Consider the following 18,844-nt stretch of genomic DNA (forward strand, 5'->3'; position numbering starts at 1 on the left):
GCCAGTATGAGATTTAAGGATGTCAAAGAGGCTGTTACTGATGCTGAGATTTCAGCTGCTATGGATGAAGTTATTGCGAAGAATGTTTTTAGTACTTCTTCTGGCGATTATGCAGCTAAAGATTCTGCTTACATTGAAGAGAAGACTGTTACTGATATTGTGCTTTAGTGGTGGGGGAGACCTCTTTTGGAGGTTTTGCTAAGTTAATATAGGAATTGATGATGAAGACTGGTCCTGGTATAGGGATTGGTCTTTGTTTCTGTTAGATAATTTTTTATTTTTAATATTAAATGAAGATATGTATATACTTTATTTCCAACAAGTATATTTAATACTTAGTTGTTGCTAATCATACATAAAAAAGTAGTAGACCTCTTTGGCTATACACAAAAGTATCTACTGCTTTTTTTGTTATCAAATCTAAAAATATATTTAATTCTTAAAACAAAATCTCGGTCTTAAATTTGTAAGCTGATTGTAGTTTAAAAACTTATCATGTTGTAGTCTTCCAATTACTATACATGGTGAAATCTCAATATTTTTGGCGAATTGTAAAACTAAGTTTTCGCTTATAAAATTATTTTCTCTTGTGAATTTGCTATATCGAGTTTTAGGAATTAAAGTATCAGAAGCAAAAGCATCTGCTTCTTGTTCTAACACATCTTTATCAATATTTTTAGTTCTTTCTATAAAAGTTTCTTTTTTGCTGTGTTTTAATATATGACCTAATTCATGAAAGAAACTAAACCAAAATATATCTGCAAAACTATATCTTAAACTAAGTTGCAAAAGTACTTTATCTTTTGATAACCATTTTGTAGCTCCATTAACATAAGTTTTTGATAAGTGAGGTTCTATAACTACAGCGACGCCACATGAGGCACATAAGTTTATGATTTTAGGTACAAATACTTCTGGCTTTTCTAAAGTTAATTTTCTAAATGTAGGAATTAATTTTTGAAGTTTTTGTTTGTTATATGGAGCTGTTTCGATTTTGCTAGCTTCTATTTCACCTTTTCTTAACCAAGCTGCAATGGCATATGAAGATGAAGTCTCTTTATCTTTTTTTCTAAATGCAACTTCTATAATATCCGGAATTAGAGTTAGCTTAGCTACTCCGAAAAAATTTCTTAAATTTATAACTTTTTCTTCCGATTTTTTAGTAGATTCAATAAATTTCAATTTGGCCATCTCAGCATAGGGTATCTCTTTAGCAATAGCAAGTTCATTATTTATTTCTTCTTCAGCTTTTAACCTAGCTTTTGTTTCTTGATAATTTGATTCTAGATTATTCCAAAAACTTGCTGGTATACCTAGAACATGTTCAAGTTTTAAAGAAGTTTCTTGAGTTATAGGAGACTTTTCATTGATTATTTCATTTATGTGTTTTGTGGTTAATCCAGTCCGTTTTGATAGTTCAACTTGGGACATATCTATATTCTCTATAAGCTCTTTTAATGTTTCGCCAGGTGGTACAGCAATAGCAGCTTGATATTCAATTTTTTTAGCCATGATAATCTCTCACCTCCACAATACTTACTTCTTTAATATTAAAGAAATTAATTACACTCATATCTATACCTTCTTCAAGTACTGGTTTTATTATTAATCTATCTGGATGATCTAAGTCTAATGCAAATTTCCCTTTTAAATTTCCTGTTAGAGGATGACAACGTCCTATCAGGTTAATAATTTATCCTCATATTAAATCTATTTAAACATTTGTCTTATAAAACTTTAGTTATAATTTTGTTTAGTATACATTTTATGATAATTTAATTTTAAGTTTTTATCAATATTTTTTATCTAATGATGTTAAAATTTATGTATACGGTTGATTGAGATTGAATAAATTTCACTACATTAAATTTAAAAATATATTTTTATAATAAACTTGAATATAAAAAACATAATTGTTAAAAATATAAATATAATGTAACAAATCAGAACAAAAACTATATAATGATATTGAAATTGATATAAATGTACTATATAATATATGTAAAGGGGAGAGTTGAAATGAAATTTAATAATATTGGAGAAGTAATTAACTCTTTAAGAAAGCAAATGGGAATAACTCAAGAAGAGCTTGGAAATAGAGTAGGATTGAATAGGGTTGCAATTGCAAAAATAGAAAGAAGCCAAAGAGCGGTATCATTAGAAGAGGCTATAAATATAGGTAAATTATTTTCTATTGATGTAGACAGTTTGTATGGATATATTAATGATTCAGAGAATGATAAAACAGAGGAAGAATCTTTTGTAATGGCATTTAAAGCTAAAGGAATGGAAGAAAAAGATTTATTAGAAATAAAAAGGATTGAATTATTAATGGATGCATTATGTACCCAAAAAGAAATCCATAGAGGTGAATAAAATGGCTGATTTTAGAGGAATAGCATATGAAAGAGCTAGGAATTTTAGAGATAAATATGAATTAGGAAATTACTGCGCTAATCAGCTATTAGAGATTTTGGATTCATTAGAAAAAGATGAACGTATTAATATAGAGCTTATAAGGACACCTTTTAAAAATTTAAAATTAGCTGGATTTATAGGCTATAAATATGATACTTTTGTGATTGTTACAAATACAAATCAAACATATGGATATGAAAGATTTACAATAGCTCATGAAATATATCATCTTTTAGAAAATCGTGTATATATTAAGCAAAATTCTGTTATCGAAGAAATGGTGAATAATAACGATGGCGATGTAAATATACATGAACAAATGGCAGATAGTTTTGCGGCAGAATTACTAATTCCAGAAAAAAGTTTAAAAGATAATGTTAATCAAATCACTGAGAATAAAATGAAAGATATAGATTCAGCTATAGTAATTCAACTTCAACATAAGTATGGTGTTGATTATATTGCAATGACAAAAAGGCTAAAAGAAATAGGCATTATTACTGATATTCAAAAGAAAATGCTTGATAAGATTGTGAATTTTGATGGAAAATTACAAGAGTTAACTAAAAAATTAGGTCGTAGCAATGACCTAAACATTCCATCAAAAGATGTTTATATATTGCAGAAAAATCTAGAGGTTTTGAAATCAAATTTTGAAGAAGGTAATACAACCTATGATGATTTAGTAAGAATTTTTGGGTACTTAGGTTGTACACCAGAAAAATTTGGGTATGAAGAGGACAGTGAATTATCAGAGGAAGCTAAAGAATTTATGAAAAGTCTGCAGGACTAAGTGAGGACTTAGAATTTTGGCAAGAGTAAAAGCTATATTTGATTTTTGACGAAGATTCAAATAAATATGTATGGGTGGTGTATTATATGAATTTTGAGATTGATGAATATAAGGATATTTTTAATAAAATCAAACGAAATGTATATTCATCTCAAGAACAAGCACTTCGTAAAGTTAATAAGGAACTTATTGTTCTATACTGGAATATTGGAAAAGTAATACTTGAAAATCAAGAAAAAGAGGGTTGGGGAAGTAAATTCATTGATAGACTTTCAAAGGATTTAAAAGAAGAATTTCCAGAAATGAAAGGCTTCTCAATTAGAAATCTTAAAAATATGAGAAGATTAGCATTGGAATATCCGAATTTTGAATTTGTGCAAGCTGCACTTGCACAAATTACTTGGTATCATAATATTACTTTAATAGAAAAAGTAAAAAATAGAGAAGTTAGAAATTGGTACATTAATAAGACAATTGAAAATGGCTGGTCTCGTAATGTTTTAGTACATCAAATAGAATATAAATTATATGAAAGGCAGGTTTTGTCAGATAAGACAAATAATTTTTCGGAAAAACTCCCACAAGTTCAAAGTGATATGGCAAAGGAAACATTAAAAGATCCATATATATTTGATTTTATATCTATGACAGAAAAAATAAATGAAAGAGATATTGAAAACCAATTGGTTCAAAAGATTACAAGTTTTTTATTAGAACTTGGTAGTGGGTTTGCTTTTATTGGCAATCAATATAAACTTAATGTTGGTGGGGAAGAATTTTATTTAGATTTGTTATTCTATCATATAAAACTTAGATGTTATGTGATTATTGAATTGAAAACAGGAAAATTCAAGCCAGAATATGCAGGGAAACTTAATTTCTATCTATCTGCTGTAGATGATGTGTTAAAAACTGAAGAGGATAAACCTTCTATTGGTATTATTTTATGCAAAGAAAAAAATAAACTTGTAGCAGAGTATTCTCTTAAAGATATGACAAAACCTATAGGTGTAGCTGAATATAAAGTATTACATGAAATTCCAAAGGAATTAAGAGGGAGTATTCCTACAGTAGATGAAATAGAAGAGAATATTACATTGAGTGGGATTGACATTGAAAAAAATTAGTACATAATTACGTTAAATATTTTCATGTAAAATGTTATACTATATATAATGAATAGCGGTGCAAGTCTTCGGACTACACTTAAGGAAACCGGATGCGTCTGGTTCTCTTTTTAATTAAATAAAAATACCTAGTAAATAAATTTTGCTAGGTATTTTTACATTAGTAGAATTCAATATGGTAAATATAACAAAAAAACCACAATTATGATATAATTGTACATAGTAAATGTGAAATTAATCTACGTAATAATTATTTTATAAAATTGAAATAATAAGCAGAAGGAGAGACAGACATGCAAAACTTTAATGAAAAAGTAAATTTTATATGGAAAATAGCAGAACTATTAAGAGGTCCATACAAACCAGAAAAATATGGTGATGTAATTTTACCGATGGCAGTATTAAGACGTTTTGATTGTTTACTAGAAAATACTAAAGATGCAGTAGTAGAAAAAGCTAAAACTACAGATATAGAAATGATATTAAATAGAATTGCTGGTCATGGATTTTCTAATAAATCACAATTTAATTTTAAAAAATTACTAGATGATCCAGATAATATAAAGACTAATTTTGAAAGTTACATAAGAGGGTTCTCTTCAAATATAAGAGAAATTGTTGAGAATTTTGAATTTGATAAAGAGATTAAAAAGCTTGATGATAATAATTTATTATTCTTAGTAATAAAAGAATTCAATAACATAGATCTCCATCCAGAAGTAGTATCCAATCAAGAAATGGGCTATGTTTTTGAAGAACTTATAAGAAGATTTTCAGAAAATGCTGAAGCTGGAGATCACTATACTCCACGTGAAGTTATAGAGCTTATGGTTAATCTTATATTCAATGGAGTGGAAGAGGAACTAACAACACCAGGCAGTATTTTTACAGTTGGGGATTTTGCATGTGGTACAGGTGGTATGCTATCTGTTGCAACAAAGTATATCCAAAAATTAAACCCAACAGCACAGGTAGAGGTTTTTGGTCAAGAACTTAATAACCAATCCTATGCAATTTGTAAAGCAGACATTCTTATAAAAGGGCAGCAAGAGAAGAACATTGCCTTTGGTAATTCCTTTACGGCAGATGGACATAAAAATCAAAAGGTAAGATTTGCACTTATGAATCCTCCTTTTGGAGTAGATTGGAAAAAGGATAAAAATTTTATTGATAATGAAGTTGACGAGATGGGATTTAATGGACGTTTCGGAGCAGGAACTCCTAGAACTTCTGATGGCTCCTTACTATTCCTACAACATATGCTTTCAAAAATGATAGATGATGAAAAAGGTTCTAGAATGGCTATTATCTTCAATGGTTCACCTCTTTTCACAGGAGATGCAGGCTCTGGTGAATCAGAAATAAGAAGATGGGTTATAGAAAATGACCTTCTAGAAGGAATAATTGCACTTCCAACAGATTTATTCTATAACACTGGTATAGCTACATACATATGGATTCTTACAAATAGGAAAAATGAAAACATTCTAAATGGACCTATTAGAAATGGCAAAATTCAATTAGTAGATGCTTCTGGTTTTTATCATAAAATGAGAAAATCTTTAGGGTCAAAACGAAATCAAATAAGTGAAAGGGATATAAATGAAATAGCGCGTATTTATGGTGAGTTTAAAGAAAATGAATATTGCAAAATATTTGATAATAAAGAATTTGGATTTCTTAAAGTAACAATAGAAAGACCACTTAAACTAAACTTTAAAATTTCAGAAGAAAGAATAGAAAATATTTATTCAGAATCAGCTTTTTCAAAACTTTATGATGAAGATAAAGTAGAAGAACTAGAGCTTAAAAAAGAAAAGCAGACAATTAAGAAAAAAGAGTTAATAGAGCTGCAAAAGCAATATGAAGGAAAAGAATTGCAAGAGAAAATAATAAATACATTAAAAGAAAATATAAGCGATAAACTTATAAAAAATAGAGAAGTATTCGATGAAAAATTAAAGAAGATGTTAAAAGATATAAAGCTTACAAATGCACTATATAAAGCAATACTTATGGGACTTTCAGAAAGAGATGAAACAGCAGATTATTGTATGAAAGGCAAGAAAAAAGAAGCAGATTCTACCCTTAAAGATACAGAGTCTATTCCACTATCACAAGAGGTAGAAGATTATAACGTGGATACTGAAAAGCATATTAAAAAGGAAAAGGAAAATATTCTAAGCTACATAGAAAAAGAAGTAAAACCCCATGTAAATGAATTCTGGCTGGACCATTCAAAAACAAAAATAGGCTATGAAATTCCTTTCACAAGATATTTCTATAAGTATGAAGAATTAAGACCCTTTAAAGATATAATGCTTGAGATTGAAGAATTGGAGAAGGAAATCCAATCAGAGATTGTGAAGGTGATTGGGTAATGGGTGAGATAAAGTATAGAAGTGAAGAGGAAATGAAGGATAGTGGGATTGAGTGGTTGGAAAATCAGCCAAAGGATTGGAAAGTGAAAAAACTAAAGTATGTAACGGCATCTGTAAAAAATGGTATTTGGGGTGAAGATAAGAAAGAAAATATACACGACATACCATGCATAAGAATTACTAATTTTAATAGAAACAAAAATACAGTGGATATGAATAATATCACTATCCGCAATTTGAATATTTATAAACAAAGAACTTATTTATTAAATAAAAATGATTTGCTTATAGAAAAATCTGGTGGTGGTGAAAAACAACCGGTTGGATTTGTATGTATTTATAAAAGTAGTACTCCATCAATTTATGCAAATTTTATGGCTAAAATTGATGTGAAAAATGAAAATGATAATAAATACCTACTTTATTATTTCAGATGTTTATATAATAAAAGAGTTAATATGAAACATGTTAATCAGACAACAGGAATTCAAAATATTAATACAACAAGTTATTTTGAAGAAAAAATTGTTTTGGCTAATAAATCGGAACAACAAAAAATAGTCAACTTTCTACACGTTAAAACAGCTCAATTCGATTCAATAATTTCTAAAAAAGAAAAGCTTATTGAAAAGCTTGAAGAAGCTAAAAAAAGCCTTATATCAGAAGTAGTTACTGGTAAGGTGAAAATTGTTGATGGAGAACTTGTGGAAAGAAAGCCTGAGGAAATGAAAGATAGTGGAATTGAATGGTTGGGGATGATACCGAGAGAGTGGGGAGTTAAGAGATTAGGATTTTTATTTTCATTCAAAAACGGAGTTAATGCTGATGCTAGTATGTATGGGTATGGCACCAAATTTATTAATGTAAAAGAAGTAATAAATAATGAAATATTGAATTATGAAGAAATAACTAGTAAAGTAAACATATCTAAGAGTGCAATAGTTGAAAACAAAGTTATAAAAGGTGATATTCTACTAAATAGAACATCTGAAACGAGAGAAGAAATAGGTCTTTCAACAGTATATATCGGAAATGAAGAAGTTGTCTTTGGTGGTTTTGTCATAAGAGGACGAGATAAGAATGATGAACTAACTATAGGATTTAAAAAGTACTTTTTGGATTCGTATGAATCTAGAAAACAAATAATTCTCTATTCTAGTGGTAGTATAAGAAAAAATATTGGGCAGAATAGTTTGAAAAATGTTTTTATTACTTATCCAGAGATTGAGGAACAAGATAAAATTAGTGAATTTCTTAGCATAAAGATTGAATTAATTTTAGCTTCAATTTCGAATATTAAAAGCCAAATCCAAAAACTAACCCAAGCCAAACAATCCCTAATATCCGAAGCCGTAACAGGCAAAATAGACCTTCGAGATTGGGAAATAATTAAAGAAGGAGAAGTGCAATGATTACATCAATCACACCAGATAGTTTAAAAGAAAAATCTTTTCAAGCATTAATAAAAGAATACTTAATTAATGACAATGGATATGTTGAGTCTTTTAATGGTGGGTATAATACTGAGTATGCCATTGATGTAGATCAGCTTTTCTCTTTTCTTGAAACAACACAAGAAAAATCAGTGAATCGCTTAAAGGAAATATATAAAACAAATTATAGGATGAAAGTATTAACCAATTTAGATAGAGAACTAAAAACTAGAGGCTCCATAGATGTTATTAAGCATGGCATTAAAGATTATGGAGTAAAATTACAGCTTGCTTATTTTAAGCCGCCTACTAATTTAAATCCAGACCAGTTTATTCTATACAAGCAGAATATAGTTTCAGTAACTGAGGAGCTGGCTTATGAAGGTGGAAAAGAGATTGATTTAGTTATTTTCCTTAATGGTATTCCAATTATAACTATGGAGCTTAAAAATGCTTTTACAGGTCAAACTTATAAAAATGCCATAAAGCAATATAAATATGATAGAAGTAGTACAAATCCTTTATTTAGATTTAAAGAAAGAGCCATAGTAAACTTTGCAATGGATACAGATGAGGCTTATATGACTACCAAGTTAAATGGTGAAAAGACTAGGTTTTTACCTTTTAATAAAGGGAATAATGAAAGTGCAGGAAACCCTATAGTAGATGGAAAGCTTAGGACTCATTATATTTGGGAAGAGGTTTTAGCAAAAGATTCACTTTTAGAAATACTTCACAAGTTTACTTACATTCAAAAGAAAGAGGAAAAACTTGATAATGGAGTAACTAAGATAAAGGAAACTCTTATTTTTCCTAGATATCATCAGTTAGATGTGGTAAGGGAAGTGTTGCACCATGCTAAAAATAATGGTGCTGGTAATAGATATCTTATTCAACATTCAGCAGGTTCAGGTAAAACAAACTCAATTACATGGATTACTCATAGATTGGCATCACTTCACGATAATGATAATAATATTATTTTTAATGGGGTTATAGTTGTTACTGATAGAAAGGTTTTAGACCAACAGCTCCAAGATTCTATATATCAATTAGAACATAAAATTGGACTTGTTGCCAAGATTGATGAAGATTCATCTCAGCTGGCAGAAGAAATTGAAAAAGGGACTAAGATTATCATTAGTACTATTCAAAAGTTTCCTTATATTTTAGATAAATTGGCAGGGACTAAAGGGAAAAAATATGCCATAGTTATTGATGAAGCACATTCTTCAACCTCTGGAAGAAATATTATGGCTTTAAAAGAGTCTTTAAGTCAAGAAGAAGCATTGGAAGCTGCAAGCAAAGAAGAAGAGGATGATATAGATGCTGAGGACAAAATTAATAAGGAACTTGAAAAGTTTGTAGACAGCTCTAATGTGAGTTTTTTTGCTTTTACAGCAACTCCAAAAGGTACTACATTAAGACTTTTTGGAACTAGGCATGATGATGGTAAGTATTACCCATTTCATATTTATAGTATGCGTCAAGCAATAGAAGAAGGTTTTATTTTGGACGTTCTTAAAAATTATATGACCTATAAGATGTACTATAATGTGAATAAAAAGATTGAGGAGGACCCTTCCTTTGATAAGAGTAAAGCTACTAAATCAATTGTAAGGTATGTGAGTTTACATCCTCATAATATTTCTCAGAAAACAGAAGTGATAATAGAACATTTTAAGAATCATACTATGAAGAAAATTGGAGGACAAGCGAAGGCTATGGTTGTGACCTCTTCTAGACTTCATGCTGTTAGATATAAGCTTGCTTTTGATGAATATATAAAAAGAAAAGGATACAAGGATTTAAAAACTTTGGTAGCTTTTTCTGGAACAGTAAAAGATGATGGAATTGACCATAAAGAAACAGGAATGAATGGTGGTCTAGCTGAAACAGGGGTTCCAAAAGAATTTGATAAGGACGAATCAAGAGTGCTTATTGTAGCGAATAAATACCAAACAGGCTTTGACCAACCAAAACTTCACACAATGTATGTAGATAAAAAATTATCTGGCGTAAAAGCGGTTCAAACATTATCAAGATTAAATAGGATTTATCCAGGTAAAGAAGATACATTTGTAATGGATTTTGTTAATGAACCAGAGGATATTCTTGAGGCATTTAAACCTTTTTATAGAGATACGGTCCTTGAAAATGATATTGAACCTAATGAGATTTATACAATTGAGAGAACTATTTATGATAAAAAAGTTATAAATAGAGAAGATGTTATATTATTTACAGAGATTTATTATAAAGATAAAAACACGAAAAGCGATATAAGTACTATGAATAATTGTGTCAACAATTCCATTGATAGGATGAAAGATTTTTCAAGGGATGAAACTATTGAATTTAAGAGTTTAATAAGTAAATTTATAAATCTGTATAATCTTATTATTCAAGTTGCACCAATTGTTGACTCTGACCTTCATAGATTAAATGTTTATTTAAGGTTCTTAATTAAGAAAATAGATATTGAAAGACCAGGCGGTGTAGATATAACAGATAAGGTACTCCTCCAGTATTACAAATTAGAAAAGAAAACTGAGGGAAGTATATATTTAGAAAAAGAAGAACAAATAGGCGTCAATATAAAAATTTCTGGTGGAGGAAATGTAGTAGAGGGAGAAGAGGATTATTTAAGTAGTATTATTGATAAGCTTAATGAGCGTTACGGAACAAATTTTTCAGGCTCGGAGAAATTAGCTGTTGAGCAAATAAGAAATAATCTTAAACTAAATGAAGATTTGGAACTTAAAGCAAAACACAATACCTATGACGATTTTAAATATGCTTTTGAGCCTTCATTTTTAGATGGAGTTATTCAAGAATACGATAAAAATCAAGAATTCTATGGTAAAATTCTTCAAGATGATAGTTTCAGAGCTAAACTTATGGATTTGATTATGCTTGATGTTTATGATTCCTTTAAAGGTCATAAAAATGTAAAATAGAAAAAGGAGAATTACAATGGCAGAGATAAAATATGAAATAGAAAAAACTATAGGAGCAATTTCAGAATCACCAAAGGGGTGGTCAAAAGAGCTAAACCTAATAAGCTGGAACGGAAGAGCAGCTAAATATGATTTAAGAGATTGGGCTCCTGAGCATGAGAAGATGGGGAAGGGGATTACTTTATCTGTTGAGGAATTGAAGACTTTGAGAGATTTGCTTAATGAGATGGATTTATAGATATATAAGGAGGAAAAGTATAAAGATACATTGTATAGTACTATAGATTTTTATGAGAAATTAAAGACAAAATATAGAGTATTTTTAAAACCAGAAATTGTATCAGTGGTTATTGTTCAAACAAAAGATGAAATAATGCTTGAAACTGTATAAATACAAGTAGTTGACGGTGGATTTGAAAAACAAACTGTAAGAGGATATTATTTGTGTTACAGAGTTATTTCATATAGAAGAATGTGAAAAGCTAAATAATAAATTTAATACATTTGGAATTAATAAATAGTTAGTAAGAATAAAGCTAACAGTTAACTAAATAGTAAATTTGTTGTCGAAAAAAATATTCTATTTAAAAAATACAATGAGAGTAAAAAAATTTTATTAATAGAAAGCTAAGTTAGTTAATTTATAATAAAAAAATAAAAAGCAGTTATCTATAGAGTGTGCAAATAAATATAAAGCATACAGTTTTATGTCTTGGCTTCTATAGCACTAAAAGGTTTATATTAATAAAATGTAAGATTAGGGTGTATCAATACTTCAATATGGAGGTGCTGATATGCCTTTTAAAGTTTTATTGAAATTATATGAATGTATCAATTGCAATGAATAAATGTATCAATTGATGCACATAATATTGACAAGGGGCATATAATAAAGTAACATTGTATTATGAAAGGGTGATGCAATGAATTCACATTACAATCAGAATTATTCTAAAGAAGAAATACTTGTAATTTTGAATAAAATAAAGGATTGTGTTAGAGATAATAAATTTAATATTGAAATAAATAAGAATAGGCAAGAAAACATAGATTTTATCAATGAATATAATATAAATAGTAGTCGTAGAAAATCTATTTTACTAAATATTATTCCAGAGGATTTCTGCCACTCTCTAAAAAACACCAATAAGGGATATGAATATGAAATATTGTATGTGTTTGTTCCACAAGTACAATTATTTAATATTGATGGTGAAGAGGAGAAGGTTGATATATATACTAAATTTAATATTATTGATATTGATAAAGGTAGAAGGACAGTGGTTATTTCTTTCCATAAACGTAACAAGCCAATTAATTACTTGTTTAAGTAATTAATTGGAAATTGAAAGGAGGAAGGACGATGAAAGAGAACATGGTATTTTGTGTAGAATGCAGAGATGATGTGCATTACACAGTTACAGAAGAAAAAATGGTAGGAACTTTAAAAGGTGAAACGTATGAATATAAAGGAAAGGTTGCTCATTGCGAATGTTGTGGAGAAGAAATATTTGTTGATGAAGTAAGTGATTTCAATTTAAAGGCTTTATACGATGCATTTCGTGAAAAAAATTGTATTATATCTTTGGAAAAGATTTTAGAGATACCAAAAAAATATGCAATTGGGAAAAGACCATTATCCTTATTATTAGGATGGGGAGAACAAACTTTTTCTAGATATTGCGATGGGGATATGCCCACAAAGCAGTATTCTGAAACACTACAGCAAATTTATGATGATCCAAACTATTTTAAGACAATTTTAGAAGAAAATAAAACAAACCTAAAAACAACGTCTTCATATGACAAAAGTAAAAGAGCTGTAGACAACTTAATAGGTATTAAAATTGAAACTAAAATGAACATTGATTTAGTAGTAAGATATTTGTTAAATCAGTGTGAGGATATTACCCCACTTGCGTTGCAAAAAGTTTTGTATTATATACAGGGATTCTATTATGCATTTTATAAAACTTTTATTTTTGAAAACAATTGTGAAGCTTGGGTCCATGGTCCGGTATACAGAGAAATCTACAATAAATACTCTAGTTATCATTTTGACCCTATTAAAAAGGCAGATGAGTTTGATACTACTATTTTTATGGCAACACAAAAATCTGTTATAGATTGTGTAATTAAAAATTTATGCTGTTATAGTGGAAAAGTGTTGGAAAGATTTACTCATTTAGAATCTCCATGGTTAGAAACTCGTAAAGATTTACCGGATTATATGAGTTCAAATCGTGTCATTGATAAAATGTTGATTGGAAAATACTTTATTGCAGTAAAGGAAAAGTATAATATGTTGACGCCAGCGGATATAAAAGAATATACACAAATTAAATTTGAAGAATTGTAATATGTGTATATTCATCAGATGTATAATGAATGCCAGGTTTTAGATTTAAAAATGTTGTTAGTGCATTGAGAGGATATGAATAAATATTAATAAAATGATTGTTGAGCCTGATAAGGGCTCTTTTTTTATGCCAAATTATATATTTGCTGTTCATGGAAAATAAAGAAGATATATTTCAAGGTGAAATGTTGATGAGTTTGTTTATTATAGTTTAAATCAGCTTGTATACTCAATTAAAAATATAGCATAATGGTTTGTTTTTTTAGCATAAATTTAAGAGGGTAAAACTATAAATAAGTACTATGAGTAAGTACTATTTTTACTTCTTGGATAAATGATAATTATAAATATATGCGTAATAATATTTCACAAATATGAAATCTATTTATTTATAGGTCATAAGGGGGTACATATGGAGTTTGAAGGGATTGAGAGTGGGGATATACTTGAATCAATGGATAAAAATGAATTACTTAAAATTTTAAAAAAAATGTTAAGTGGTGGAATATCAGTTATGTTTCATGGTAAAAAGACAGCATCTGAAATCAGAAGAAAAGTTAGACCACGTATAATGAAGCAAGAAGGGGATTTATCTGTAGGTTCTGAACAAGAAGCAGCAGGAAATATGCTGATAGAAGGTGAAAATTTACAAGCTATGGTTACTTTATATAAATATAAGGGACTTGTAGATTTAATAGTAACAGACCCGCCATATAATACAGGACAATATTTTAGGTATAATGATAAATGGGATGAAGATCCTAATGATCCGGATTTAGGAGGGGTTGTGACTTTAGAGGATGGTTCAAGGCATACAAAGTGGATGAAATTTATGTTACCAAGAATACAAATGATGAAAGAAATGTTAAAGCCTGGAGGTGTTCTGGCTATATGTATAGACCATAATGAATTATTTCATCTAGGAATGATGTTAGATGAAATTTTTGGGGAAGAAAATAGAATAGGGTTAATAAATTGGCAAAAATCTTATTCACCTAAAAATGATAGTAAGCATTTATCAAGCGCAACTGAATATGTATTGATATATGCAAGAGATAGAGAGCGGGCTACTACAAATTTATTAGATAGAGATGAAACTATGAATAGGAGATACACTAATAAGGATAATGATTCATATTCTAAATGGGCCGGTGGTGACCCAACCGCTTCTAGAGTAACTGATAAAGATAGATATGCTATACAATCACCATTTACAGGAACACTACATTATCCAGGAGCTGGTTCATGGAGAAATAAAAAAAGTGAGATGAAAAAATGGTTAGGTCAATGGGGAACCGAATATTGTGAAAAGGACCTAAAAGATGGTAGAGCAAAGGCTTTAGTGATGAAAAAGGCTCCATTGCCTAATATTGGTGTTAACGTAAATTTAGACGAAAATAGTGTTATTGAAGATCAAAATATATTTGATTCAGATTTTATTCAAAATAGTAGAGAAAAAGCAAAGAAGATAAGAAACACAAATACATGGCCTAGATTATTTTTCTTAAAAGAAGGGTATGGAAGACCAAGGTTAAAGAGATATCTAATTGATGTCAAGCAAGGAAAAGTACCAATGACATATTGGGCTAATGATGAATATGAGGGTAGTTTTGAATTAGGAACACAGTCCTGGGCATATACAGAATCGGGACATAGTCAAGTAGGAATTAATGAGTTAAATAATCTTGTTGGTAAAGGTAATAAATTCCAAACAGTTAAACCACTAAAGTTAATAAAAAAAATTATTCAGTTGTGGTGTCCCAATGACGGACTTGTTTTAGACCCTTTTGCAGGTTCAGGAACAACTGGACATGCTGTTTTGGAATTGAATTATGAAGTTAAATCAGATAGAAATTTTATTTTAATAGAACAAGGTAGTCCTCAAAATGGCGATAAATATGCTAGAACATTAACTTGCGATAGATTAAAAAGAGCAATAAAAGGAGAATGGGTAACAAATAAAAAAGATTGTTGCTGCGAGGCTATAGGTGGAGGATTTAAATTTTATAAAATATTAAATAAAATTGATGCTAATGCAATATTATCAATGAAAAGGGATGATTTAATAGATGTAGTTTTATCTTCCCATAACGATATTAAAATGAGAAGGAATAGTATATATGAAATTAAAGGAAAATATCAATATCTAGTGGCTAAGAATTCTAATAATGAAGGAATATTTATAATATGGGATGGACCAGAGAGTGTTGGAGAATTAGATATAAATGCTTATAGAGAGATAATAAGAGAAGCGCGAGAAGAAAACTTGTGTACAAAATATAGTATTTATGCACGATATGAAACATACCAAAGTAAAAATGTAGTGTTTTATAAAATTCCAGATAAGGTATTAGCACATTTAGGATTAAATGAATATACAGACAAGTATAATGAAGAAGAGGTATTAGTATGATAGAGATAAAGACATTTCAAAAAAATGCAGCAACTCAATTAAGCGATAAGGTAATAAATTATATGAAAGACCCATTAATGAAAACGAGAACAGTAACTAGACCTTTTTATCAAAATCTATCAGCTATTACTGGAAGTGGGAAAACTGTTATTTTAGCGGATTTTTTAGCTCAAATAAGATTACAATTACCAATAGCGCCTATAGTTCTTTGGATATCAAAAGGAAAAGTGGTGATATGGCAAACCTATGATAATCTATCTACAGGGACTTATAAAGATATTACAAAAGGATATAATGTAAAAAAATTATTAGAATGCAATTTAGATGATATACAAGATAAAGATAATTCATTATTATTAGTTGCAACGGTAGCAAAATTTAATCAAAAAGATATAGCAAATAGTGATAGAAAAATATTTGAAATACACTTGGATAAGGCTACAGATTCATTATGGAATTTGTTGAAAATAAGGAAGACAAAAGAAGGAATAAGAAGAAATTTAATAATAGTATATGATGAGGGACATAATTTATCAGACCAACAAACCAAATTGATAATAGATGATTTACAACCAGATGCGTTAATAACTGCAAGTGCAACTATGAAATTACCAAGTGAAATGGAGAAACTTATAAAGATTTTAAAGCAGGATAAAGGTTGGGAGGATAAAGATTTAATCATACCTATAAATAGTAAAGATGTTGTGACATCAGGGCTTATAAAAAAAGGTATAGAATTAAATGGTTATAATACGAGTATGGAAATTGCTGTAGATGATATGATAAGAAAATTAGAAGAATTAAAAAATAGTATAAAGGATGAGAAATTAAAAATATCACCTAAAGCTATTTATGTAACTAATACAAATTTAATTATGAATACTAAATATAATGATAATGTAGAAGTACCTTTTAAAGATAGAAGGGCTAGACCTATAGTTATATGGAGGTATTTAGTGAGTAAAGGTATTGAACCAGATAATATTGCTATATATTGTAATTTGAAATTTGATAAGGCATTTCCTCCACCTAGTAATTTTAATTTATTTTCTGGGGGGGATGGTGATTATGATAAATTTAAAAAGGGAAATTATAAACATATAATTTTCAACCTTTCATTGCAAGAAGGGTGGGATGATCCAGAGTGTTACTGTGCCTATATCGATAAAGATATGGGATCAGAATTACAAATATCTCAAGTTGTAGGTAGAGTATTAAGGCAACCAGGAATAACTCATTATAAGCATGAAGCGTTAAATGTGGCATATTTTTATATAAGGTCTGATGAAAAGAAAGTTTTTAAAAAAGTAATAAAGGAGATAGAAGAAAAAATTACTAAGGAAATACCAGATTTAGATATCACTTTTTCATCAAAACAAGGTGGGTCTAATAAAATCACATACAGTCCTAAAATTAATATGTTTGTTCCAGAAATAGCTACTAATACAGAAGAAGCAAAAATGAGAATAAAAAAAATAGTGGCTATGATACCAGATTATAAAAAAGATTATGTTAATACTATTGGTAAAGGAAATAAAATGCAAATGAAAAGATATATAGGTGCAAATGATCAGGATAGTATGGAATATGAGTGGGTCGAGATTGAGAACAATAACAAGGTATCTGCTAGATGGATATTTGTAACTGAATTAAATAAATACAATAAAAAACTAAAGAATGTATGCGATATTGAACAAAGTAAGTTCGATGCTTTTGTAGAATATAATAGTATAGCTGCTAATATTATTAAGGACTTCGCCTTAAAGATAGTAGATGAATATATAAAATATTCGGAAATAGTGGTAATACATGATTCAGCACACAAGATTCAAGAGATGACAATGGCTAAAGATGGGGTTATAAAATTTAAGAATAGTTTGCATGAAGGTTATAATGGATTTAATAATTTTGAGAAAGTATTTGCAATAGAATTAGATAAGCAAGGGGTAACGTGGTTTAGAAATAAAAACTCAAATTTCTTTGAAATACCGTTATTAGATAAAGGTGATACAAATAATTTTAATCCTGATTTTGTAGTATGGAACGATGAATCTATTGTAACAATAGATACAAAAGGAGACCATATACTAGCAATGGATAAAGAAAGAAAGCTTTTTGAATTAAGGAATATTGGTGATGGACCAGAAATTAAAATAAAATTAGTATCGGAAGGAACATGGAAAAGAGAAGATGAAAAGAGGTCTAAGGACGGATATACAGTTTGGAATATGAAGAATAGTAAAATAGTTGCCAATTCATTTGATTCTATAGAAGAAACAGTAAACTTTTGTTTGAAATAATATAACTTTAATTTTGAAAAAAATATGAAAAAAATAAAGATGAAGAAAGAATAAATAGCAAGCTCAAATCAAGGGTTTAGGAAGAACCACTGAGACCTAATTATTACCAGTATAAAGCCGTTGAAAGTAGGTCTGTGAGCGACTTTAATGTCCCACAAGAGTGAAAGGTACTACTCGAATTATGTAGAAATTGTAGAATTTGTACAAAATATAATTAGAAAAAATCCATTAGCTTAATTTATTAATTATAATAACAACTGAGGACATTGTATGTCCTCAGCAAGACCTCGGGGATAAACAATTTTCTGTGAACTTTGATTAAATGATGAATAAATTTTATAATCTAAGATTGTATTATAAATAATAAGTAATAAGTAATTAATTAATGCTAGCAAGCTCACCTCTATGGGTCCAAATATTAACCAGTAATAGGTTGATATATAATTCAGATGTGTTTATTAGTTGTTGTATGAAATACTTAGGATATTTACAATATAGAAGGGGAAAGTAGTCCTTTTGTTTAATAAAAAAAGAAAAAGTCAATACTTTAAATAAAACAGTGAAAATATAGTGATGATTAAGTTATAATATAGATATAGAAAGGAGTGATATAATGAAAAGATTGAAGCCATTAAATGATTTTATATTTAAAAAACTTTT

Annotated in this window: 14 protein-coding genes; 13 read left to right on the forward strand and 1 reads right to left on the reverse strand. The window is 28.8% G+C overall.

Annotated features, from left to right (window positions below; translation table 11 throughout):
- Positions 1–6 precede the first annotated feature (6 nt).
- Positions 7–168 carry a DUF2922 domain-containing protein gene (locus ACVHXK_RS17010; protein WP_461207617.1) on the forward strand — a complete coding sequence of 54 codons (162 nt, stop codon included), beginning with the start codon at positions 7–9 and terminating at the stop codon, positions 166–168.
- A gap of 264 nt (positions 169–432) precedes the next feature.
- On the opposite strand, the gene ACVHXK_RS17015 is transcribed toward ACVHXK_RS17010, so the two are convergent.
- A complete protein-coding gene (locus ACVHXK_RS17015; RefSeq protein ID WP_461207604.1) occupies positions 433–1,512 on the reverse strand; it encodes a HigA family addiction module antitoxin in 1,080 nt (359 codons plus the stop codon).
- A gap of 507 nt (positions 1,513–2,019) precedes the next feature.
- Between ACVHXK_RS17015 and ACVHXK_RS17020 the strand changes: the two genes are divergently transcribed.
- The 12 genes from ACVHXK_RS17020 (at position 2,020) to ACVHXK_RS17075 (ending at position 18,184) form a co-directional block, all read left to right on the forward strand.
- Entirely contained in the window at positions 2,020–2,376 is a 357-nt protein-coding gene (locus ACVHXK_RS17020; RefSeq protein ID WP_461207605.1) for a helix-turn-helix domain-containing protein, read from the forward strand.
- Between the two features lies 1 nt (position 2,377).
- Positions 2,378–3,211 (forward strand): ImmA/IrrE family metallo-endopeptidase, encoded by an 834-nt coding sequence (locus tag ACVHXK_RS17025; RefSeq protein ID WP_461207606.1) that lies wholly within the window; start codon positions 2,378–2,380, stop codon positions 3,209–3,211.
- A gap of 86 nt (positions 3,212–3,297) precedes the next feature.
- Positions 3,298–4,338, forward strand: a complete 1,041-nt coding sequence (locus ACVHXK_RS17030; RefSeq protein WP_461207607.1) for a PDDEXK nuclease domain-containing protein — start codon at positions 3,298–3,300, stop codon at positions 4,336–4,338.
- Between the two features lie 293 nt (positions 4,339–4,631).
- Entirely contained in the window at positions 4,632–6,719 is a 2,088-nt protein-coding gene (locus ACVHXK_RS17035; protein ID WP_461207608.1) for a type I restriction-modification system subunit M, read from the forward strand.
- On the forward strand, positions 6,719–8,131 hold the full coding sequence (locus ACVHXK_RS17040) for a restriction endonuclease subunit S (protein ID WP_461207609.1): 1,413 nt from the start codon (positions 6,719–6,721) through the stop codon (positions 8,129–8,131). Before ACVHXK_RS17035 ends, ACVHXK_RS17040 begins: the two co-directional genes overlap by 1 nt.
- Positions 8,128–11,112 (forward strand): type I restriction endonuclease subunit R, encoded by a 2,985-nt coding sequence (locus ACVHXK_RS17045; RefSeq protein WP_461207610.1) that lies wholly within the window; start codon positions 8,128–8,130, stop codon positions 11,110–11,112. Before ACVHXK_RS17040 ends, ACVHXK_RS17045 begins: the two co-directional genes overlap by 4 nt.
- 16 nt (positions 11,113–11,128) lie before the next feature.
- Positions 11,129–11,350 carry a YdbC family protein gene (locus tag ACVHXK_RS17050; RefSeq protein ID WP_461207611.1) on the forward strand — a complete coding sequence of 74 codons (222 nt, stop codon included), beginning with the start codon at positions 11,129–11,131 and terminating at the stop codon, positions 11,348–11,350.
- Positions 11,351–11,380: 30 nt separating this feature from the next.
- Positions 11,381–11,503, forward strand: a complete 123-nt coding sequence (locus tag ACVHXK_RS17055; protein WP_461207612.1) for a hypothetical protein — start codon at positions 11,381–11,383, stop codon at positions 11,501–11,503.
- 532 nt (positions 11,504–12,035) lie between these two features.
- The gene (locus tag ACVHXK_RS17060) at positions 12,036–12,446 is read left to right on the forward strand and encodes a hypothetical protein (RefSeq protein ID WP_461207613.1); all 411 of its coding nucleotides are present in this window, start codon (positions 12,036–12,038) and stop codon (positions 12,444–12,446) included.
- A gap of 29 nt (positions 12,447–12,475) precedes the next feature.
- Positions 12,476–13,471: a type II TA system antitoxin MqsA family protein gene (locus ACVHXK_RS17065; RefSeq protein WP_461207614.1), complete on the forward strand. Its 996-nt coding sequence runs from the start codon at positions 12,476–12,478 to the stop codon at positions 13,469–13,471.
- Between the two features lie 412 nt (positions 13,472–13,883).
- On the forward strand, positions 13,884–15,884 hold the full coding sequence (locus ACVHXK_RS17070; RefSeq protein ID WP_461207615.1) for a site-specific DNA-methyltransferase: 2,001 nt from the start codon (positions 13,884–13,886) through the stop codon (positions 15,882–15,884).
- Entirely contained in the window at positions 15,881–18,184 is a 2,304-nt protein-coding gene (locus ACVHXK_RS17075; RefSeq protein WP_461207616.1) for a DEAD/DEAH box helicase family protein, read from the forward strand. Before ACVHXK_RS17070 ends, ACVHXK_RS17075 begins: the two co-directional genes overlap by 4 nt.
- The last annotated feature ends 660 nt before the right edge of the window (positions 18,185–18,844 follow it).

It is taken from the genome of Clostridium sp. DL1XJH146, from assembly GCF_054819755.1.